We start from the raw sequence: 22,816 nt of genomic DNA on the forward strand, positions 1-22,816 counted from the left end.
TCTACGTTATAAAAAAATACTCCTGCAAATCAAAGAAACTCGCCAATTTTAGCATAAAGTCCATGATATGGCAAGCCCTCCCACACCTCGGTCTCAGTTAATGTACCGCATAAGCGGAAATTTTTATCCACAATCAGTACTATATGATAATAGTCTGGCCCGAATAAATTGATAATATCGCGAGCCTGCGCTGCTTCCAGGGTAGTGTAGTGTTTTGCCGGCATAACTCCTTTAGTTGTAAGCTCAGCTTTCTTTTGGGAAAGTACTCTCATCTGCCTAAATCCCGCTACTTGGAGTTCAGTCTTGGCCGATACGTATAAAAATACCGCGGCAACAAGAAAAGTCAGATTTATAGTTCCGGACTGCAAGTAATCATAAACAAATGCACCTGACAATAAAAATGCCGTTATTTTACTAATTGATGCCGCGATGAGTGTTGCGCGGCCATAATCACGATACTGTGCCAACCAAGCACGTAAAATCCGGCCGCCGTCCAGAGGTAAGCCCGGAATTAAGTTAAAAGCCGCCAGCATTAAATTCACCTGATAAAAAAAGCTGAACTCAGCAGACCAAGCTGGCAGCATCTCGATTCCAATATACATAAAAGCCGCCAAGACCAAACTTATTATTGGCCCGGCGGCTGCTATAAGCATTTCCCGCGATGAACCGGCCTCCCCCAAACGATCTATGCGCGCAACCCCACCAAACGGCAAGAGCTCAATTTCGCGCACTTTAAATCCTAGAGCCAACGCTGCCAGCGCGTGCGCAAACTCGTGCAGCAAAACCGCACCGAATACCGCTAAAGCCTTTGCTGCCAGGCCGGAAAATGCAAATAAACCAATTAATACTAAGAACCAGTTATTAAGAACTATTTGAATACCGCCAATTTTCCCTGCCCGCAACCTATCACTTCCTCTCCCCGCTTGGAAGGTCACCTTTAAGCCTTGTTGCAGGATCAACTGGTTTACCGTTTTCACGAACCTCAAAATACAGCAGCGGTACTTTAGTCATTCCTGATTTACCAACCTTAGCAATTACCTGGCCCTGACTTACTGCTTCACCTTCCTTAACTAACACTTCGCCTAAATGCCCGTAAACTGTGGAAACTTCCTGACTATGCTCGACGATGACTACTTTGCCATGTTTTGCGCTGTCAGTTATGGCGACAACTTTACCCGGAGCACTGGCCTGGACATTTGTACCAATAGGAGCCTCAAAATCAACGCCTTCGTGCATCATCTCCTGTTTTAGAATAGGATGTGTCTGCCACCCAAAATCCGCCGCTATTTTGCCGTCAACAGGCCTTGTCATATACATAAGCGGGTCAGCAGGCTTTGAAACCGTTGTTTGTACTTTTTTAAACATGGCTAAATCCAGATCTGGCGGTACATATTTACTTACTTTGTCGGCAAGATAGCTCCAGTCGGTCTCAGTATTTAATGCGTAATGTACGCCGGAATCCACAATTGTCCCAACAGCGGTCCCGGATATATGAGCGCCGTAAACCAATAAGAAAATAACAATCGCTGCTAAGGTACGTTTCAACCAGCCTAAGTCCGGACCTTCATCATGGTAGGCCCAGCTATCTCGGCTGTCACTGCGATTACGCCACCTATTCCACAATTTTGCCACTATCATCACCCCGCATAGTACAGCTCCCTATAGCAATGTATATGACAGCAGGCCGATTTTATAACCAGGATAACAAGACAATTAGAAAAGACTTGGCCTAAACCAAGTCTCCGTGCTAGCCGTTAAAACATTATTTTCTGTCGTCGCATGTAAATATTAAGCAAGATTCCGATACAGATTAGATTAGTAGTAAGCGAACTTACGCCATAACTCATAAATGGTAATGGAATCCCAGTAACAGGCATAATTCCGGCATTCATGCCTACGTTTACCAGTACGTGGAAAGTCAGCATCGAGGTAATACCTGTTGCGAGCAGCGTGCCGAAATTATCGCGGGCCGCCCCCGCTATCTTTACACCACGATATAAGAGAATCAGGTACAGTAGAAGCACAAACGCCGCGCCGATAAATCCTAATTCTTCGCCAATAACAGCGAAAATAAAGTCTGTGTGATTCTCAGGCAAGAAATTAAGTTGGCTCTGCGTACCGCTGAATAAACCTTTGCCAAATATCATCCCTGAGCCTATGGCAATTTTCGATTGAATTATGTGGTATCCGGAACCTAACGGATCGATGTTGGGATCAAGAAAAACTGTCAGACGTTTTTTTTGATAGTCCTTGAGAAAATGCCAGAAGATTGGCATTAAGGCAATTCCGGCACCAAGTATGCTCATTAATACCCTTGTGTTTATTCCTGCCACAAAAACCATCCCGAACAAAATTGCCATAAACACCAACGCTGTGCCCAGATCAGGCTGCTTCAAAACAAGCAGAAAGGGTATCCCGACATAAATAAATATAGGAATGACATCTTTTATAGTATTTAACTTGCCAGTCTGTTTATCAAGCATTTTAGCGATCGAAATAATCATAATTATTTTAGAAAACTCGGACGGCTGCAGACTAATCGGACCGATTTGAATCCAACGCTGTGCGCCTAATGCCGATTGTCCGATAAACATAACGGCTAACAGCATGATGAGATTAATGACATATAAAGCATTAGCATATCGGCCTAACGATTTGTAATCAAAATGTAGCATGATAAAAATTATGATAAAACTGATTAGCGCAAAAAGTCCTTGGCGCTGCACATACCAATAACGATCTTCACTGGGGTTATTAATGTGGGTGGCACTGCCGATTATTATTAAACTAACAGCTATTAGCATACACGTGACGATAATAGTGATGAAATCCAAATTTCGCAATAACCGCTGGTTGAGCATCTTTACACTTACCTTCCATAAAATTCAGCCTTAAATTACATTTATTAATTATAATAGTATTTCCGTATTGCGTCCAGTACTAGGGGCATTATACAATTTACTCCATTGTAAAAAAAGACACAGAAAAAAATTCTGTGTCTGAAAACTTGTAAAATTATTCTTGAATATAAACACCGCGTTTCATGCGATTTACAGGAATATTAGCAACTAACGCAACGGACGTTTTTGTATTTGTAAGGTTAACTTCCATATCCTTCTCATTTATATCCATGTAGTTGGATATTACCTTAATCATATCATCCTTTAAACCTTCCATAAACTGCGGCGACACATTAACACGATCATGCACAAGCACCAAACGCAGCCGTTCTTTGGCGATGTCCTTTGAGCTTGACGATTCCCTGCCGAATAACTTTTGAATAAGCTCAAACATCAACATTCCTCCTCTCTATAACCCAAAAATCTTTTTCAGCTTGTCGAAAAAGCCATCATTGGTTTCAAGCGTCATAAGCGGTACATTTTCTCCGGTCAGCCGCCTTACTATATTCTTATAGGCGGAACTTGCAGTCGACACCGGGTTGACCACAGCAGGTTCACCACGGTTAGTCGAAATAACTATATATTCATCCTCTGGGATAATCCCCAGCAAATCAACAGCCAAAATTTCAATAATATCATCAATATCCATCATATCGCCCTTTTTTACCATCTTAGGGCGTATCCTATTTACAATCAACTTAGGGTTATGCTTGCCCTCCGACTCAAGTAGCCCGATTATCCTATCAGCATCCCTTACAGCAGACACTTCTGGAGTTGTAACGACAATTGCCCGATCAGCACCAGCAATAGCATTCTTAAAACCTTGCTCAATTCCGGCGGGGCAGTCAATAATTACATAATCAAAATCTTTAGACAGGTCTTCACAAAGCTCTTTCATTTGATCAGGACTAACGGCATTTTTATCCCGTGTCTGAGCCGCCGGCAGAAGATATAGCGTTGCATAGCGCTTGTCCCGAATAAGAGCCTGCTTTAACCGGCAATTACCTTCGGTTACATCAATAAGATCATACACAATACGGTTTTCAAGCCCCATAACAACATCAAGATTTCTTAGTCCGATATCAGCATCTACTAATACTACTTTTTTCCCTTGCAAAGCAAAACCGGTTCCGATATTAGCAGTAGTTGTCGTTTTGCCGACCCCGCCTTTACCCGATGTAACTACAATTACCTCACCCATATCTTATTTAACCCTCCTATTGAGCTGGCTCAATTATTACAACACCGTCTTTAATCCGGGCTGTTTCAATACACTCAGGAATATCGAGATTGTCAGGTGCTCTGGAAATAAGATGAGCAATTCTGATTTGCGAAGCGATAAGCCTGTCCGCTGTTATTGTTGCACTTATATTCCCTAAGGCACCGGCGTGAGCAATTCCGCGGCAAGTCCCGTGGATAATAATATCGCCGCCGGCAATAACCTTTGCGCCCGGATTAACATCGCCCATAACAATAACCGTACCGCGGTGGACCACTTCCTGACCATTGCGAACGGTTCTATTGAAAATCAATGTCTGGTCTGCCTCAGCCTCTTCCGCTTGATTTTCTGGGCTAGAATCCACTGCCGGCGATGCATTGTCTATATCTTCCTGCCAAGTCAGTCCGTAATTATTAAATAGCGTTATTAGCTCTTTTTGCTGCTCTGATGTCAGCCTATGCTTAGCGGCGGGTACGTGAACAAGAGCATTTCCGCTCGCAAAAAAAGCACTTGCCGATTCAAGTTTTAACCTCAATTGCTCTATTACAGACTCAAAATCAGCGCTATCATCAATTATAAGTTGTAATCCATTTTTACTTCCTTTAAAAACTACGTTACTGCGCATATCATTCTCCCATATTTTACCATGCATTGCTATATGATACTAAAATTCGCTTTTTCTGCCATAATTCCTTCTATATAAAGCCAGCAATTTCATAACAGTACCAAAGGCCTAGACAAGGATCTTGGCTTAGCCCTGCTATATCAAAAAGAAAAACGAGACTTTAAAATGTCCCGTTATTATCAAATTGCTGTATTAGGCTTATATATTTTTGGTGCATTACCGATTGGTTGGTTAATATTAAAAGCAGCCTCAAGAATTTTTTTAGCAATAGGAACAGCGGAAGATGAGCCAAAACCACCTTGCTCAACAATTACAGCGACAACAATTCTTGGATCGTCAAATGGTCCATACGCGACAAACCAACCATGATCGCTGCCATGCGAGTTTTCGGCTGTTCCTGTCTTGCCGGCAATGTCAATTGGAAAATCATTAAATATCTGACCAGCTGTCCCTCCCTCCTGCGCTACCTGCCGGAGAGATTCGCGAATCAGACTTAACGTTGTATCTGATATATTTATTTTTCCAACTTCTTCGGGCTCAAAGCTCTTTAAAACTTCACCATTTGGTTTAGTAATCTTGCTTACAAGGAAAGGTCGATACTGGTGCCCGCCATTAGCGATCTGACACATAATCGACGCCACTTGCAGCGGTGACGTCAATTGAAAACCTTGGCCAATCGCGGCGTCAAACGTTTCTGATAAATACCATTCTTCCTCGTATACTTTTTCTTTATAACGCCGGTTAGCTACCAATCCGCCTGTTTCACCAGGCAAGTTAATACCCGTCGGCTTACCAAGACCGAATGCCCGGGCAAACTTTTCTAAATTATCGATACCAAGCCGGTTACCCATTTCATAAAAGTAAACATTGTCAGACTTGGACAAAGCCTCTTTAAAATTAATCCAACCTAATGCCTCACCCATGGCGTTTCCTTTGGGAATAAGCCAATGCCGGCCTGTATCGAGAATCTTTTCTTCGGGTGTTACTTTACCTAGTTCAAGCGCGGCTACACCGGTAACAATTTTAAAAGTCGAACCCGGTGGGTATTCCCCGGAAATAACCTTATTGTCCATTGGATGATGAGGGTTATTATTAATAGCATTCCAGTCTTTAACTGAGATTCCTTGGGCAAATAGATTAGGATTAAAGGCCGGTCTGCTAACCATTGCCAAAACTTCGCCTGTCTTCGGATTTATTGCAACAGCTGCAGCCGCTTTGGCATTTATAAACTCAGTTTCCGTTTGTAAATATTTTAGCTGTTCATCAATAGCCTTCTCCGCAGCCTTTTGGATACGATAGTCAATTGTCAGCACCAAGTTATTGCCTGGAATCGGCTCTTTCTTTCCTAAAACCTGAATCGGACGACCGGTAACATCAACTTCAACCTGCCCACCGCCGTCGATGCCTCGGATATCCTTATCATAAACCTTTTCTAAACCAAACTTACCAATGATATCGGCAATTTTATAACCTTGCGGCCTGAGCTTTTCTAGTTCAGCATCGTTAATTTCACTAACATAACCAAACACGTGGGCAGCAAGCTCATTATTAACACAATTACGAATAGGCTGAATCTCAATAACCACTCCGGGCAATTGACTGCGCCGTTCTTCAATCTTCGTTACAACTTCCGGACCAATATCACTTTTGATACGAATCGGCTCAAACGAGCCATTATTTTGCGCTAATTTAGATTTTATATCGTCTGGGCTAATTTCTAAAATGTCTGCCAGTTGGACAATAACCTTATCCTCAACCGGACCTGAAATAGGTAACAGCGACACTGAAAAACCCGGTCGGTTTGAAACCATCAAAACCCCATTCCGGTCATAAAATATGCCTCGAGGTGCCATAATAGGAATTAATCGGATACGGTTGCCATCAGCCAACTTTCCGTAATAGGCTCCTTGCGCTACCTGCAGATAGGCTAAGCGTCCAATAAGCAGCGCAACGACAAGCACTACAATCAGTGCTAAAATATCCAATCTATTACTCGAACGCCTGACTAGCACAAAACAACCTCCTTCGACCAGTTGCCGATAGCTATGCCTTGTTAAACTTCTTACTCAAGCTATAAATTCCTTTATGAATAGGGATGGAGAAAACCATATTATATAGAACAGCCGGCAGCACTCTATTTATAAGTGCAGCGAATAATTGAATTTTATAACCAAGAATAAGCATCATTAAAAGCGCAATAAGGCCGCTGAACAAAGTTGCAACCGCTACAGCCAGAATAGGGAGGAGGATATGCTCTTTAAATACCTGACGCTCAGCCATACCAAATAAGTACCCAGTTGATAGTTTAGAAAGGGTATTTACGCCAAATATATTTCCGGACGCCAAATCCTGGAGCAGGCCGGAAAAAAAACCTGTACCTACACCATGATCCTTGCCAAATAATAAACTTGCCGAAACTACTACAATAAGCAGTAGATCCGGGGTGATCCCCTGTATGGCTAACAGCGGCACTATTGTTGACTGAATAACCAACATCATAACAATTACTAGAGTCCAAAAAAACACCTTCATCGTCCTGCTCCTTGCGGCGCCGCCGAAAAGGCTTGCGTATTAGACGGTTTTTGCGGCACAACCGGCATCCTCGCAACCGGTTCACGTGAGCCCACAATAACCAAAACCTCCTCTAGCTTATCAAAATCTACAGATGGCTTCAAAACAGCATATTTTAATAATCCGCCTTCTTCGTTTACCACATCAGTCACTTGACCCACCTGCAACCCTTTAGGATAAATACCGCCGAATCCGGAGGTTATGATTTGATCACCTTTAATAATATCAGCGTCCCGGGCAATATTAACCATACGGGGTGCCAAAGGATTAGCAGCGTTCCCCTCAACAATCCCGGCAACACGGGATTCAGGGCGCTGGACTAGCGTCCCGACAGCACTGCGTTGGTCCAAGATAAGCTGAACTTTTGCCGTATTATTAAAGACACTTATAACATCACCAACAAGTCCTTGGGGCGTAACTACCGCCATATCTTTGGCAATACCATCGGCAGTCCCTTTATTTATTACTATGGTACTGGTCCATGTTCCCGGATCACGAGCAATTACCTTAGCCGTTACAAAATCAAACTGCGGAGCCTTGGTTTTATAATCAAGCATGGCCCGCAGTCGTGCATTTTCTGCCATAATTTCAGTAACATTAAAGTTACTTTGCCGTAATTGCTCGTTCTCCGCCTTAAGAGCTTGATTATCTCTATAAACAGTTATCAACTGCCCAGCGGAAGATCCGACCTGCCGGAAACTAAAACCCAACTTGGAGACAGCGGACTCAATAGGGGCCAGTCCACTAGTAATAACTCTTTCCAGGAAAGGGAACTTATTCTTGTCACGCTCCGAAGATCCTGCCAGCAAAAAGACGGTTATTACAGCCACCAACAAGATGACCGCCTTTTTGTTAAAAAATCGCACCTGACTGGCTCCTCTCTCTATCCAAGTTTTTTCGGTGACATTAGCACCCGTTTTAATACGTCGATGCTTTCTAAAGCCATTCCTGTTCCCATGCCGACGCAGTCAAGCGCATCTTCTGCTATGTGAACCGGCATGCCTGTTTCTTTGCTCAAAAGTATGTCCATACTACGAAGTAAACAGCCGCCACCTGTCATTACAATGCCACGGTCCATGACATCTGCAGCAAGTTCAGGCGGGGTCTTTTCAAGCGTTACTTTCACAGCCTCAATTATCCCAAAAACAGGCTCGCTGAGCGCCTGCTGAACTTCACGTGCTTTAATTGTCAATGTTTTAGGTAAACCGGTTACTAAATCACGTCCCCTAATTTCCATAGATTCATCAATATCAGGCATAATGGCTGCGCCGATTGTTACTTTGACCTCTTCCGCAGTCCGTTCACCAATCATCAAATTATAGGTTCGCTTTATATACTGCACAATGGCCTCGTCCATTTCATCACCGCCGATGCGAATAGATCGGCTGGTTACAATTCCGCCTAAAGAAATTACGGCAACCTCAGTTGTACCGCCGCCAATATCAACTACCATATTGCCAGTTGGCTCATGAACAGGTAGTCCTGCGCCTATTGCTGCTGCCATTGGCTCTTCAATTAAATACGCTTCTCTGGCACCGGCCTGAATTGTCGCATCAATTACTGCTCTTTTTTCAACCTCAGTAACACCTGAAGGCACGCCGACAACAACACGCGGTCTTATAAATGATTTACTATCAATTGAGCGGCGAATGAAATATTTAAGCATTGCTTGGGTAATATCAAAATCAGCAATTACACCATCTTTGAGTGGTCTGATTGCAACTATATTACCTGGCGTGCGGCCAATCATTTGTTTAGCTTCTTCGCCAACGGCCAATACTTCGCCAGTGTCGCGCTGAATAGCAACAACTGAAGGCTCCTTTAGTACTATACCCTTTCCCTTAACATGAACCAAAGTGTTGGCAGTGCCAAGGTCTATACCCATATCACGGGAAAATGAATCGAATATCTTCAACATTCCAAATGACCCCTTTCATTCAATAAACAAGCATAACCCTTGTTTGCATTTAGCAATAAAACTCAATTATATTATTCCCTTTTCCTTTAGGCTTACATACCTCTTATCACCAATAATTACATGGTCTAAAACGTTAATACCCAACAGTTTCCCAGCTGCAATCATTTGGTTGGTCAAGTCGATATCCTCTTTGCTAGGGCTTGGGTCGCCGCTGGGATGATTATGAACCAGGATTACAGCCGCAGCTGAAAAATTTATTGCCTGGCGAAATAATTCGCGCGGATGCACAATTGAAGCATTAAGTATTCCAGTTGAAATAATTGGCGTAGCCAAGACATGATTTTTTGTTGATAATAGTATGGCAATAAACAGTTCTTTAGTCTCGAATCTAAGTCGCGGCATCATTAAATAAGCAGCGTCCTGCGGTGATCTTATGACAGGTCGTTCAGCAGCTGCCAAGTTGTTAATCCTCTTGCCCAGTTCGACAGCCGCCGCAATAGTAACTGCTTTTGCAGGACCGATACCATCTTCCAGGGTTAACTCCTGAGGTGTCAATCCCGATAAAACAGCAATCCCCGCTTCCTCATATTTTTTCAATAGCTTTTGGGCAACGCTGACTGCCGAGTCACGCTTAGTTCCAGTTCGGAGCAATATTGCAATAAGCTCAGCATTGCTTAATGCTTGAGGTCCTTTAACCAGTAGTCTCTCACGCGGACGTTCATCTTCCGGCAATTCTTTGATGGTAAGCTTGTCCAAATTCATGACACACTCACGCCAACCTTCGCCAAGATTTTAGCAAGCCTTCTTAGCGGTAATCCAACTACATTAGAATAACAACCTTCGATACCATCAATAAAAACAGCACCTTTTCCCTGAATCGCATAAGCTCCGGCCTTATCCATCGGCTCACCGCTGGCAACATAGTTATCAATATCCTCGGCCGTTAAATTTGCCATTTTTACTATCGTAACTGCACAATCTGTAAATAGTAAGCCCCGATGTGCTACGGCGAGGCCGGTGATTACCTGATGCTCACGCCCGCTAAGGCTAAGAAGCATTCTCTTGGCATCATCGACGTCCACTGGCTTACCATACACTTTACCGTCTAGTACAACTATGGTATCAGCGCCAATTACAACATCATCACGGTTAACTAACACAGCAACAGCCTTAGCTTTGGCTGCAGCATGAGCCATCGCGAGCTGGTTGGGATCAATATTCTGCTCATTATCCTCTATAATATCACTTGTAACAACTTTAAATTCGCAGCCGATTTGAGCTAATAACTCGCGGCGACGCGGCGAGGCCGAGGCCAAAATAATCGCCATAAGCCCACCTCCTTAACCTAACTGCACAATGTTTAAAACCGACGATAGAGAATTATCGCTATTATCATTCCCAAAATGCTAATTAAATTAGGATAAAGTGCGAACCCTATGGCCAATTTTATCACATATAAATTTATCGTTACAGGGGGCAAATCAAAAATCGGAAAAGTTTTTACAAAATAAGGGGCTACCCCTGACAGCATAGAGGATGTTGCAATAATCTCGCCTAATATGCCTCCCAATACCGCGCCGGTAATCATAAACAGCGCTAAAATACCATAACTTGCACTTTTACTGCCTCTCAAGGTAAGACCTCCCCCGCAACAATGCTAGTAAAGTATGAAACATGTAACTGATCAAAAGAAATAACTTAAATTCATAGAAAAACAGAGTTGTCTAATCTAGCTTATTGTACCCCAATCCTGCTGTAGTGTAAATAGGTCTGAAACGAAAAAAGGACTGCCCCTAAAAAAGGAAGTCCTTGGAAAATTCATCGTTATTTTATATGCTACATAAGAAACCTTAAATATATATAGATATGCGCAATTATAATGGAAACAATCATTAATGGAAATGCAATTTTCATAAAGTCTATGAAAGTTAAAACATAGCCACGCGAAGCTGCAATACTGGAAACAACAACGTTTGCCGAAGCACCGATAATTGTACCGTTGCCGCCTAAGCAAGCGCCTAACGACAAAGCCCACCATAAGGTTGTTACATCCACACCGCTTATTTTTGCCATCGACTTTATTAGCGGAATCATTGTTGCAACAAAGGGGATATTGTCGATGAACGCCGACGCAATAGCTGATAGCCACAGAATTAGAATATGCATCATTGCCCAATCGGAATTGGTAACACTTAAACTCCATTCTGCTATCCTGTAAATTACGCCAGTCGCCTCAAGTCCGCCAACAATTATGAACAAACCAATAAAGAAGAAGATAGTATTCCATTCTACTTCTTTGAATATCTCATCAGGCTCTAACCCGGATATAAGCAGCAGAACAGCAGCGCCGGCCATTGCCACTGTCGCTGAATCTAAATGAAGCATTTGGTGCAGGGCAAAACCGGCAATAGTAAAGCACAGCACTGCCAAAACCTTAACAAGAAGTTTTTTGTCAGTCAGATATGAATGTTCATCAAGTCCCATTATTCGTGCTTCAGCATCGTCCGAAACAACAAGTTTTTTACGGTAAAGCATAATAAATAACCAATTTGTTATTATGGCGATTACTATAACAGCTGGAGCAAGATTAAATAAGAAATCGTTAAAGCCGAGTCCAGTAGCACCGCCAATCATAATATTAGGTGGGTCGCCTATCAAAGTAGCCGTACCACCGATATTGGACGCAAATATTTCTGAAACTATAAAGGGGATTGGATTAATATTGAGCACACTTGTAACCGAAAAAATAATCGGAGTAACAAGCAGAACTGTAGTAACGTTATCTAAAAGCGCCGATGTTATTGCCGTAAAAATAAAAAATGCCGTCATTATCCGCACTGGTTTACCTTTAGCCTGTTTAGCCAGTTTTACGGCAGCATATTGAAACATACCTGTCCGCATTGCAATCGCCACAATAATCATCATACCTATAAGTAATCCTAAGGTATTGAAGTCAATTTTAGCAATCGCTTCACTTTGAGGCATAATAGCCGCTAAGATAACCAAAATTGCCCCAATCAAGGCGATTTTGGTGCGGTGAATTTTTTCTGACACAATAATGCTATAAACAATTATAAAAATCGTTATAGCAAGCCAGGCATTCTCACTCATAACCTGTCCCCACCCTCCTATTTAAGGTTAGATCATAACCTACTAATATATTACTCTATTATTATAATTATTAATTGGCTAAAAAGCCAATATTAACCATTAATAAACCAGTATATATTTAGAAAACCCAGTTTCCGCCGAGTTTTATCGCAAGCACTAGCTGCCGCTTACGCTAATATCACCAGAATTTATACTTATAAGTTCCAATAAAAAAAATTCGTGCGGATTTACCGCACGAATTTTTGATATTAGCCGATAACAGCTAAGATATCGCCAGGTTTTACGCCTTGATTTGCAGCAACATTGATAGACTTAAGAGTTCCTGCAACTGGAGCAGTGATTTCGTTTTGCATTTTCATAGCTTCAAGAATTACAAGAACTTCGCCTTTCTTAACTTGTTTGCCAGCTTCAGCAACCAGTCTGATGATTTTGCCAGGCATTGGAGCTTTAACAGCAGTATCGCCTGCGCCAACAACAGCAGGAGCAGGAGCGGCTGCAGCAGGAGCAGGAGCAGCTGCCGGAGCAGGAGCGGCTGCAGGTTTAGCGGCAGGAGCTGCTGCAGGCTTAGCAGCAGCTTGAGCTGCAACTTCCTCTACTTCAACTTGGTAAGAAGTACCATTAACAGTAATATTAAATTTTTTCATTCTATTCTTCCTCCATTTTCGTTTATAATGGCCTATGGCCTAAAGCCTAATAGGTAATTAATAGATACAGGACACCATTAATGGGAGTTCATATTCTTTTGACGACCGGTTTGCGCCCAAGCATTGCTAGTACGTTTAATGCGCAAAGCAAGACCGCGAGTACCCATCATCGCATAAACAGCAGCAGTGATTGCCGCTACTATTTCCGGCTTAACACCCTTAGCATCGATTTTCATTTGCTTCACCTTTCCTTATAGCGGGATATTGCCGTGCTTTTTAGCAGGGCGTGCTTCACGTTTGCTTGCCAGCATATTCAAGGCGGTGATGACGCGCGGTCTGGTTTCTTTCGGCTCGATTACAATATCCACGAAGCCGCGCTCTGCTGCTTTATACGGAGTGGCAAATTCCTCAGTATATTTTGCGGTTTTTTCTTTAACATCAGGATCCTTACGGAAAATGATATTAGCAGCACCAGCTGGGCCCATTACAGCAATCTCAGCAGTCGGCCAAGCTAAAACTTGGTCAGCACCTAAGTCTTGTGAACACATAGCAAGGTATGAACCGCCATAAGCTTTACGAGTAATTACAGTAATTTTGGGAACTGTTGCTTCCGAGTAAGCATACAGAAGCTTTGCGCCGTGGCGGATAATACCACCGTACTCTTGATCAACGCCTGGCAGGAAACCAGGTACGTCAACAAGATTTAACAGCGGAATATTGAAAGCGTCACAGAAACGGATAAAGCGGGAAGCTTTGTCCGATGCATTAATATCTAAGCAACCAGCCATAACTGAAGGTTGGTTAGCAATAATACCTACAGTGCGACCGTCAAAGCGGGCAAAGCAAGTAATGATATTTTGAGCATAGTACTTGTGTACTTCATAGTATTCGCCGTTATCGACAATAGATTTGATAACATCAAACATGTCATAAGGCATATTAGGATTATCAGGTAGCAGCGCATTTAAGCCATCATCCATACGATTGGGATCGTCACCGGTTTCTACCTGTGGAGCCTCATCTAAGTTATTGTCAGGCAAGAAACCTAACAGATAACGGATTTGCTCAATGCAGTCCTCATCATTTTCAGCGGCAAAGTGAGCAACACCTGAAGTACTGTTGTGAGTCATAGCGCCACCCAGGTCTTCGGCTGTAACTTCCTCGGCAGTTACCGATTTAATAACAGCAGGACCGGTAATGAACATTTGGCTGGTGTTTTTAACCATGTAGATGAAGTCAGTCAGAGCCGGTGAATACACGGCGCCGCCAGCACATGGACCCATGATAACTGAAATTTGCGGAATTACGCCTGAAGCCAAAGTGTTTCTATGGAAAATCTTTCCATATCCTGCAAGTGCATCAACAGCTTCTTGAATACGGGCTCCGCCGGAATCATTAATTCCGATAACTGGTACACCCATTTTTACAGCAAGGTCTAGCACTTTGCAAATTTTAGCAGCATGCATTTCACCCAGTGAACCACCTTCAACAGTGAAGTCTTGGGCAAAGGCATACACAAGACGTCCGTTAACCAGGCCGTAACCTGTTACAACGCCTTCTGCAGGAATTTCTTTTTCGCTCATGCCGAAATTGACACAGCGATGACTTACGAATTGATCGAGTTCGACAAAAGTACCGGCGTCAAAAAACTTCTCAATCCGTTCACGTGCAGTAAGTTTACCTTGAGAATGTTGTTTTTCTACACGTTTTGCGCCACCACCGAGCTTAACCTTTTCCTGCTTTGCTCTGAGTTCCTGAATTTTTTCTTGGACAGTAGCCATCTTACACCTCCAAAGTGATTCCTAAGGAATCACTAAATACACCCATAAGGTCTTGTTTAGTTATGGTAGCATCAACAGTATACCTTATTTACGCTCGGATAATTCAAGCAGTATACCACCAGTAGCTTTAGGATGAATAAAAGCAATACTTGCGCCGCCAGCGCCGTAGCGAGGTTCTTGGTCAATCAGACGAACACCTTTAGCTTTGAGATCTGCCAAAGCTGCATTGATGTCATCAACTCTGATTGCTATGTGCTGAATACCTTCGCCATTTTTCTCAATGAATTTAGCGATAGGGCCGTCGGGGGAAGTCGATTCCAGAAGCTCAACTTCGCTGTCACCGCAAGGAATGAAGCATACTTTTACTTTTTGTTGTTCAACAACTTCTTCACCCATTGCAGTCATGCCCAGAACTTCTGTATAAAACTTTTTAGCTTGCTCTAAGTCTTTTACAGCAATACCGACATGGTCTAGTCTTAAAGTTTTAAACATGGTAATACCTCCTTCTTATGAACTTGGATATTTATTGATCAATATACCAGCTATTAGCGAAGAACAGCCGACAAGATGCCGCTGACAGCGGTATACGGATCATTTTTACGCTGCTCAATATCAGTCACCATTTGATCAAACTCGCCAGACGCCTGCACATGCTTTAACACATAACGTCCAAGTTGCTCATTTAGCATAGCCAAGAGCTCATTTTTCGTTCTTTCAGTGCGTCGGACGGTTAGCTTGCCTGATTCATGGAGATGAGCTATATGGTCATTAATGGTTGCCACCAGCTCAACGATTCCCTCGTTGCGGCTGGCAACTGTCCGCTTTATCGGCGGGCGCCAATCGACCATATCCTGATTGAGATCAAGCATCATTTCAAGTTCGATATTTAAACGGTCGACACCTTCGCGATCAGCTTTATTAATCCCGAAAATATCGCCAATTTCAAGGATACCGGCCTTAATTGCCTGTATATCGTCACCAAGGCCAGGCACGAGAACAACTAACGTAGTATCAGCCGCTTTAACTATGTCAACCTCTGACTGGCCTACGCCAACTGTTTCAATAAAAATTACGTCTTTACCAAAAGCATCTAATATTTTCACTGCATCAGCAGTCTTACGCGACAAACCGCCAAGACTACCTCTCGTACCCATGCTTCGGATGAAAACGCCTTCGTCCATTGTAAGATCGTTCATTCTGATGCGGTCACCCAAGATGGCGCCGCCTGAAAAAGGACTTGTCGGGTCAATCGCAACAATACCCACCGTTTTTCCCTGACGCCGATATTCTTTGGCCAGTTTGTCGGTGAGTGTGCTTTTCCCTGCTCCCGGAGGACCAGTTATACCGATTACATGGGCCCGGCCTGTGTGAGTATAGAGTTTTTGCATAATTTCTATCGCATTATCATACTCATTTTCAACAGCCGTTATGGCCCTCGATAATGCCAAACGTGAACCGGCCAGCAAATCCTCTACAATATTCATTAAATAGCACCACCTACATGGTGGCATGCTGCCCCTATAGCAGGGGCAACATGCTCCCACAACTTAAGTCAGCTAACTATTTAACGTTAGCATTTATGAAGTCAACGATATTGCTGGTCGGAGTTCCAGGTGTAAATACTTCAGCAATCCCTGCAGCTTTAAGACCAGGGATGTCTGCATCAGGAATAACACCGCCGCCGATAACCAGCACGTCATTCATACCTTCTTGCTTCAGAAGCTCAACCACACGCGGGAAGAGTGTGTTGTGAGCGCCGGAAAGAAGGCTAAGTGCTACTACCTGTACGTCTTCCTGTAATGCAGCTTGGGTAATTTGCTCCGGAGTTTGACGGAGACCAGTGTATATTACTTCGAAGCCAGCGTCGCGAAGAGCGCGGGCTACGACTTTTGCGCCGCGATCATGACCATCAAGACCGGGTTTTGCTACTAATACTCTAATAGTTTTTTCCATCGTTATCCCTCCTACTCTCGCCTTATAATGTTGCGTGCGGTTGGTATTCGCCGAATACTTCACGCATTACGCCACAAATTTCGCCGAGTGTTGCATATGTTTTAACTGCATCAAGAATAAATGGCATAAGGTTAACATTTTCATCTTGGCAAGCTGTTCTGAGTGCTTCAAGTGCTTTGGTAACAGCAGCACCATCGCGTCTTGCTCTGAGATCAGCCAGCTTTTTCTTTTGAAGTTCGCCAACTGAAGCGTCAACACGGAGTAGACCTTCAATAGGTTTTTCTTCGATTTGGAATTTGTTAACGCCAACGATTACGCGGTCGCCTTTTTCAACTTCCATTTGCCATTTGTAAGCACTGTCTTGGATTTCTTTTTGAATATAGCCTTTTTCAATAGCCACAACAGCGCCACCGAGTTCATCAATCTTTGTGATATAGTCCCAAGCTTCTTGCTCAATTTGGTTGGTAAGAGCTTCTACATAGTAGGAGCCGCCAAGCGGATCGACAACATCTGCTAAACCGCTTTCGTAAGCAACGATTTGTTGAGTACGGAGCGCAATGCGAACTGAATCTTCAGTAGGCAGAGCAAGTGCTTCGTCCTTAGAGTTAGTATGAAGGGATTGAGTACCACCCATTACAGCTGCTGCAGTTTGTAGGGCAACACGGACAATGTTGTTGTCAGGTTGTTGTGCTGTAAGCATGGAGCCTGCAGTTTGAGTGTGCACACGCAGCATCCAGGACTTAGGTTTCTGAGCGCCAAAACGTTCTTTCATAACTTTAGCCCATACACGACGCGATGCGCGGAACTTGGCAACTTCTTCAAGCACATTGTTATGAGCATTCCAGAAGAACGACAAACGGCCGGCAAAATCATCAACGTTAAGACCTGCTTTAATAGCAGCGTCTACGTAAGCGATACCGTCAGCGATAGTGAATGCAATTTCTTGGGCAGCAGTTGAACCGGCTTCACGAATATGATAACCGGAGATCGAGATTGTGTTCCACTGCGGTACATTTGCTGAGCAATATTCGAAGATATTAGTGATTAGGCGCATTGAAGGCTTCGGCGGGAAAATATAAGTGCCGCGAGCTGCGTACTCTTTCAGGATATCATTCTGAATAGTACCTCTAAGTTTATCAGCGCTAACACCGTTTTTCTCAGCTACAGCAATGTACATTGCCAACAGAACTGATGCAGGAGCGTTGATTGTCATTGATGTTGAAACCTTGCTGAGGTCAATGCTGTCAAACAGAATTTCCATGTCAGCAAGAGAGTCGATAGCAACGCCTACTTTACCAACTTCGCCTTCAGCCATCTGATGATCGGAGTCATAACCGATTTGGGTCGGAAGGTCAAACGCGCAGGACAGGCCTGTGCCGCCCGACTCTAACAGATAGCGATAGCGTTTATTGGATTCTTCAGCAGTTGAGAAACCTGCATACATACGCATGGTCCAGAAACGGCCACGATACATAGTAGGCTGCACGCCACGGGTAAACGGATATTCACCAGGGAACCCAATTTCATTTACGTAGTCAACATTTTCGATGTCAAGCGGAGTGTAAAGCCTGTTGTGAGCAAGATTCTTGCGTTCGGGGAACTTAGCTAGTGCTTTTTCTACTTTTGCATTGTACTCTGCCAGTTTAGTTTTCAAAGTTTCATTACTCATTAAACTAATGTCCTCCTTTACCTACTTTTTCATTGTACCGGTTTCCATAAACCGGGTATGCCAGGAAAATGCTTCGGAAAGAATGTGCGGAGTATGAGCGTTTTTAGTTGCCTTCTCCGCTCTTTCGAGATAATCCAGAAGCATAGGTTTATAGTCAGGATGTGCACAATTTTCGATAATCTTGCGAGCGCGTTCGCGCGGGCTCAGACCACGAACATCGGCTACGCCCTGTTCGGTTATAAATACATCAACATCATGCTCGGTATGATCCACATGAGAAACCATGGGAACAATCGAAGAAATTTTTCCGCCTTTAGCGGTTGAAGTTGAGAAGAAGATAGTCAGGTAGGCATTTCTGGCAAAGTCGCCTGAACCGCCAATACCATTCATCATCTTGCTACCCATAACATGAGTTGAGTTAACATTGCCATAAATATCAAATTCAATAGCAGTATTCATAGCGATTATGCCAATACGACGGGCAACTTCCGGGCTGTTTGCAACTTCTTGCGGGCGAAGCATCATTAATTTGCGGTACTTATCGATATTGCTGTACAATCTATCCAAACCATCCGGAGAAGGCGAGAACGAAGTACCAGACGCAAACTTCAATTTGCCAGCATCAGCTAAATCAAGCATACCGTCTTGGATAACTTCGGTATAAACTTGCAAATCTTTAAAATCAGAATCAACAAAGCCACTAATAACTGCATTAGCCACTGAACCAACACCGGACTGAAGCGGCAGTAAATTTTCCGGTAAGCGGCCCGCTTTTATTTCATCCCTGAAGAAGTTGATTGCAAATTGAGACATCGCTTTAGAATCTTCATCAAGCGGAGCGAATGGACGAACATCGTCTCCAATATCGCAAGGAACTATGTATTTAATCTTATCAAGCCCACAGGGGATATATGTAGTACCGATACGATCATCTGCCTTCACAACCGGAATAGGCAAACGATGGGGGGGATCAAGCGGCACATAAACGTCATGCATGCCTTCAAGCTCCAATGGCTGAGTAGTGTTAACTTCTACTATAACAATATCAGCGCTTTGGACGAATGATGCTGTATTACCCATCGATGTAGTCGGAATAATATGCCCTTCTTCTGTAATAGCACATGCTTCTACAATAGCTACATCAACCTTACCGCCTAAAAAACCATAACGTGACAATTGAGCTGATTCACTAAGATGAAGATCAAAGTATTGAACTTGTCCTTTATTAAGGGCATTGCGAAGTTCAGTATTAGTCTGATACGGCATGCGTCTTGCAATACCATTAACTTCTGTCAATGCGCCGTCTAATTCTTTACCAACCGACGCGCCTGTCCAAAGATTAATTTGGAAAGGTTCTTTTTTCATTCTTTCAGCTAAGGCAAGAGGTACTGCTTTGGGATAACCAGCCGGGGTAAAACCGCTAGTAGCCACATTCATCCCGGGCTTGATAATGGCCGCAGCTTCTTCTGCGCTTACTATTTTGGCATGGAGTGCTTTATTCCGCACCCGGTCCCGAATGTCAATCATTCTCAAACTTCCTCCTTGTTGGTCAACATCGTTGCCATTTAATAATTAATTGATGTTATCTTGTCGAACGACCACCTCCATAATATATAGCGCCAATACGCTTTTTAGAGAGGTACGCATTCAGAGTAATTTATGCAATTGAACAGCTATACCTCCAAGGAATTAAAACTAAGCTTTTTTCGGGAAAGTTTTCGCAACAGTACCGTCAATCAAGCATTACATACTTGATTGACGGTACTGTAAATAGAAAGCATTACCTAGTTATAATTCCCCCGATAAGACTATTACAAATTACATACTCTCAATTTATTCTATATAAATTTTCAAACTCCTGCTATAATTTTGGGATTCATTTGATATTTGTACATATTTTCACAGCATTCTAGCCAAATAGTAAGAAATACTGCTAAGACCAACTGATAAGTCTTCATTTACCACCTTGACTGTATCAGGTACATTGATTTTGCAAGGTGCAAAGTTCCAGATACCGCGAACACCGGCGGCTACCAACTTGTCGGAAACTTCTTGGGCTTGCGCTTGCGGAACAGCAATTACCCCGATATTAATATTACGTTCCTTTATAACTTCCTCAATGCGATCGAAATGATCTATCCTAACGCCCCCGATTTCCATGCCAATTTTTTCGGGATTTACATCGAACATTGCTGCTAGATTAAACCCGAGCGCCTTAAAGTTGCGGTAATGGATAAGCGCCCACCCAAGATGCCCAATGCCGATAACAGCAAAATTCCAGTTTCTATCTAGTCCTAATATTTCGCCAATATTGCGAATCAATTCGCGGATGTAATAACCTACACCTTTTTTACCAAATTGACCAAAAGCTGCTAGATCTTTGCGAATTTGTTCCGGCGTGACGCCAAGACGCTGACCGAGTTCCTCTGAAGAAATAATCTCCAGCCCTTCTTCTTGGCTGCTGCGTAATGTCCGATAATATAGCGGCAGACGGTCAACGGTAGCTTTTGAAATAATGATATGGTCTTTCAATGACCGAGCCCCCCTGACAGATTTTCAGCAGAGTAATATCTGACCTATCCTCTAACTTATCCATATATTCTCACTTAACCTGCATAATCCTGCCGACTACATGCGATTTTATAAAGTATTTTTTATATGGTTCAACATTTTCCTACAAATTATTCTCACCTAGCCGCGGCTTTGCTTATGATAATGAGTATGAAGCAATTTATGGGCTTTCTCGCCTAAAGGCTGGCCTAACCATGTAGCGTACAGCTCTTTGATGGCCGGATTCGAGTGTGATTTGCGCAAAATAGCCTTTGTATCGCAGTCATAGAGTCCATCAATTCGTTTCTGACGGAAATCGGTAACGGCACTGATAGGTTGCCCCCCGCCTCCGATACAGCCGCCCGGACAGGCCATGATTTCTATAAAGTGGTAATCGGCTTCACCATCCCTGATTTTATCCATAAGCGTACGGGCATTTAATAGTGTATGAGCTACCGCTATTTTGACTTCAATGCCGCCGATATTGAGCGACGCTTCCTTTACGCCTTGCAGCCCGCGCACATTATGAAAATCAATACATTCAAGTTCTTTGCCTGTTACTAGTTCACTAACGGTGCGCAGCGCCGCCTCCATAACCCCTCCTGTAGCACCGAATATAACACCAGCGCCTGTCGCAATCCCCATCGGATCGTCATAGTTTCCCTCGGCAAGCGAGCCGAAATCAATCCCAGCCTCTTTAATCATTGCCGCTAACTCAGATGTTGTTATAACATAATCTACGTCGCGATATCCGCTTGCCGTCATTTCATCGCGAGCCGCTTCAGCTTTTTTAGCAGTACAAGGCATAATTGATACTGAAACTATGTTTGCAGGGTCAAGATTAGCTTGTTCGGCATAATATGTCTTAACAAGGGCGCCAAACATTTGTTGCGGCGATTTGGCCGATGAAAGATGCTCTAATAAATCAGGATAAAATAGCTCAGCAAAGTTTACCCACCCCGGACTGCATGATGTTATCATCGGCAGCTTGCCACCGTTTTTCAGCCGGTGCAGAAATTCAGCGCCTTCTTCCATAATCGTTAAATCAGCGCTAAAGTTTGTATCGAAAACCTTATCAAAGCCAAGTCGCTTTAGGGCAGCTACCATCTTGCCTGTAACTACAGCACCAGGGGGCAGCCCAAGAGCCTCACCTAATGCTACTCTGACAGCCGGTGCTGTTTGTACTACAACATGCTTAGCGGGGTTTGCCAACTCTTGCCATACCCGCGCAGTATCATCTTTGATGACAATAGCCCCTGTCGGACATACACTGGCACACTGACCACAATAGGTACAAGCCACTTTGTCTAACGTCTGGTTAAAGGCGGGTACCACCGTTGTATTAAACCCACGATTGGCATAGCTATAAACATGAACACCTTGGCGTTCACTGCATGCACGAATGCAGCGGCCGCATAAGATGCATTTATTTTGGTCACGTACCAGTGAAGGGTTGCTATTATCAATCTGATGACTCTTCTTTTCTCCGTCAAACCGTACTTGTCTGATCCCTAAGTCAGCCGCAATCGTTTGCAGTTCACAATTCAGATTTCGCTGGCAGGATAGACAATCTTGCGGATGGTTAGCTAAAAGCAATTCAACAACCATTTTACGGGCATCTCTAACAGCTGGAGTGTTAGTATTTATGACCATCCCATCACTTACCGGATACACACAAGATGCAACTAAACTGCGGGCGCCTTTAACTTCTACCACACAAACTCTGCAGTTGCCCTCCGGTCTTAATTCCGGGTGATTACACAAAGTAGGAACTTTGATTCCGGCTGTCTGGGCCGCTTCGAGGACGGTGAAATTTTTTGGAACCTCGAATAGGCTGCCGTCGATTGTAATATTAACCGTTTCCATGAAATTCGC

General features: G+C 43.5%; 24 protein-coding genes. All 24 read right to left on the bottom strand.

Annotated elements, in window-relative coordinates; translation table 11 throughout:
- Positions 1-29: 29 nt before the first annotated feature.
- The 24 genes from GX348_09875 to GX348_09990 all read right to left on the bottom strand — a co-directional run bounded on the left by GX348_09875 (position 30) and on the right by GX348_09990 (position 22,807).
- On the bottom strand, positions 30-902 hold the full coding sequence (locus GX348_09875) for a peptidase M50 (GenBank protein ID NLP42484.1): 873 nt from the start codon (positions 900-902) through the stop codon (positions 30-32).
- Between the two features lie 4 nt (positions 903-906).
- Entirely contained in the window at positions 907-1,638 is a 732-nt protein-coding gene (locus tag GX348_09880) for a M23 family metallopeptidase (GenBank protein NLP42485.1), read from the bottom strand.
- A 116-nt stretch (positions 1,639-1,754) separates the two neighbouring features.
- Entirely contained in the window at positions 1,755-2,861 is a 1,107-nt protein-coding gene (gene rodA, locus GX348_09885; GenBank protein NLP42486.1) for a rod shape-determining protein RodA, read from the bottom strand.
- A 154-nt stretch (positions 2,862-3,015) separates the two neighbouring features.
- Positions 3,016-3,294, bottom strand: coding sequence for a cell division topological specificity factor MinE (minE, locus tag GX348_09890; GenBank protein ID NLP42487.1), 279 nt, complete (start codon positions 3,292-3,294; stop codon positions 3,016-3,018).
- 15 nt (positions 3,295-3,309) lie between these two features.
- Complete coding sequence (gene minD, locus GX348_09895) at positions 3,310-4,101, bottom strand: septum site-determining protein MinD (GenBank protein ID NLP42488.1); 792 nt, start codon at positions 4,099-4,101, stop codon at positions 3,310-3,312.
- Between the two features lie 16 nt (positions 4,102-4,117).
- Positions 4,118-4,744, bottom strand: a complete 627-nt coding sequence (gene minC, locus GX348_09900; protein ID NLP42489.1) for a septum site-determining protein MinC — start codon at positions 4,742-4,744, stop codon at positions 4,118-4,120.
- 179 nt (positions 4,745-4,923) lie between these two features.
- Positions 4,924-6,756, bottom strand: a complete 1,833-nt coding sequence (gene mrdA, locus GX348_09905) for a penicillin-binding protein 2 (GenBank protein NLP42490.1) — start codon at positions 6,754-6,756, stop codon at positions 4,924-4,926.
- A 31-nt stretch (positions 6,757-6,787) separates the two neighbouring features.
- Positions 6,788-7,276, bottom strand: coding sequence for a rod shape-determining protein MreD (gene mreD / locus GX348_09910; GenBank protein NLP42491.1), 489 nt, complete (start codon positions 7,274-7,276; stop codon positions 6,788-6,790).
- Positions 7,273-8,181 (bottom strand): rod shape-determining protein MreC, encoded by a 909-nt coding sequence (gene mreC / locus GX348_09915; GenBank protein NLP42492.1) that lies wholly within the window; start codon positions 8,179-8,181, stop codon positions 7,273-7,275. The genes mreD and mreC overlap by 4 nt, the downstream gene beginning before the upstream one ends.
- A gap of 17 nt (positions 8,182-8,198) precedes the next feature.
- Positions 8,199-9,233, bottom strand: coding sequence for a rod shape-determining protein (locus GX348_09920; protein ID NLP42493.1), 1,035 nt, complete (start codon positions 9,231-9,233; stop codon positions 8,199-8,201).
- A 66-nt stretch (positions 9,234-9,299) separates the two neighbouring features.
- Complete coding sequence (radC, locus tag GX348_09925; protein NLP42494.1) at positions 9,300-9,995, bottom strand: DNA repair protein RadC; 696 nt, start codon at positions 9,993-9,995, stop codon at positions 9,300-9,302.
- A complete protein-coding gene (locus GX348_09930; protein ID NLP42495.1) occupies positions 9,992-10,561 on the bottom strand; it encodes a septum formation inhibitor Maf in 570 nt (189 codons plus the stop codon). Before GX348_09930 ends, radC begins: the two co-directional genes overlap by 4 nt.
- 32 nt (positions 10,562-10,593) lie before the next feature.
- On the bottom strand, positions 10,594-10,866 hold the full coding sequence (locus GX348_09935) for a DUF4321 domain-containing protein (GenBank protein NLP42496.1): 273 nt from the start codon (positions 10,864-10,866) through the stop codon (positions 10,594-10,596).
- 203 nt (positions 10,867-11,069) lie between these two features.
- On the bottom strand, positions 11,070-12,344 hold the full coding sequence (locus GX348_09940) for an ArsB/NhaD family transporter (GenBank protein NLP42497.1): 1,275 nt from the start codon (positions 12,342-12,344) through the stop codon (positions 11,070-11,072).
- A 248-nt stretch (positions 12,345-12,592) separates the two neighbouring features.
- On the bottom strand, positions 12,593-12,988 hold the full coding sequence (locus GX348_09945) for a biotin/lipoyl-binding protein (GenBank protein NLP42498.1): 396 nt from the start codon (positions 12,986-12,988) through the stop codon (positions 12,593-12,595).
- 77 nt (positions 12,989-13,065) lie between these two features.
- Positions 13,066-13,233: a hypothetical protein gene (locus GX348_09950; GenBank protein ID NLP42499.1), complete on the bottom strand. Its 168-nt coding sequence runs from the start codon at positions 13,231-13,233 to the stop codon at positions 13,066-13,068.
- A 6-nt stretch (positions 13,234-13,239) separates the two neighbouring features.
- On the bottom strand, positions 13,240-14,769 hold the full coding sequence (locus tag GX348_09955; protein NLP42500.1) for a methylmalonyl-CoA carboxyltransferase: 1,530 nt from the start codon (positions 14,767-14,769) through the stop codon (positions 13,240-13,242).
- An 84-nt stretch (positions 14,770-14,853) separates the two neighbouring features.
- The gene (gene mce / locus GX348_09960; protein NLP42501.1) at positions 14,854-15,261 is read right to left on the bottom strand and encodes a methylmalonyl-CoA epimerase; all 408 of its coding nucleotides are present in this window, start codon (positions 15,259-15,261) and stop codon (positions 14,854-14,856) included.
- Between the two features lie 53 nt (positions 15,262-15,314).
- Positions 15,315-16,253: a methylmalonyl Co-A mutase-associated GTPase MeaB gene (gene meaB / locus GX348_09965; protein NLP42502.1), complete on the bottom strand. Its 939-nt coding sequence runs from the start codon at positions 16,251-16,253 to the stop codon at positions 15,315-15,317.
- 76 nt (positions 16,254-16,329) lie between these two features.
- On the bottom strand, positions 16,330-16,722 hold the full coding sequence (locus GX348_09970) for a cobalamin B12-binding domain-containing protein (GenBank protein ID NLP42503.1): 393 nt from the start codon (positions 16,720-16,722) through the stop codon (positions 16,330-16,332).
- 22 nt (positions 16,723-16,744) lie between these two features.
- Complete coding sequence (locus GX348_09975; protein NLP42504.1) at positions 16,745-18,391, bottom strand: methylmalonyl-CoA mutase family protein; 1,647 nt, start codon at positions 18,389-18,391, stop codon at positions 16,745-16,747.
- A 21-nt stretch (positions 18,392-18,412) separates the two neighbouring features.
- Entirely contained in the window at positions 18,413-19,918 is a 1,506-nt protein-coding gene (locus GX348_09980; GenBank protein ID NLP42505.1) for an acetyl-CoA hydrolase/transferase family protein, read from the bottom strand.
- Between the two features lie 372 nt (positions 19,919-20,290).
- Positions 20,291-20,923: a redox-sensing transcriptional repressor Rex gene (locus GX348_09985; protein ID NLP42506.1), complete on the bottom strand. Its 633-nt coding sequence runs from the start codon at positions 20,921-20,923 to the stop codon at positions 20,291-20,293.
- A gap of 159 nt (positions 20,924-21,082) precedes the next feature.
- A complete protein-coding gene (locus GX348_09990) occupies positions 21,083-22,807 on the bottom strand; it encodes a 4Fe-4S binding protein (GenBank protein ID NLP42507.1) in 1,725 nt (574 codons plus the stop codon).
- Positions 22,808-22,816: the final 9 nt, after the last annotated feature.

It is taken from the genome of Veillonellaceae bacterium (assembly GCA_012523975.1).
GTDB lineage: Bacteria > Bacillota > Negativicutes > JAAYSF01 > JAAYSF01 > JAAYSF01.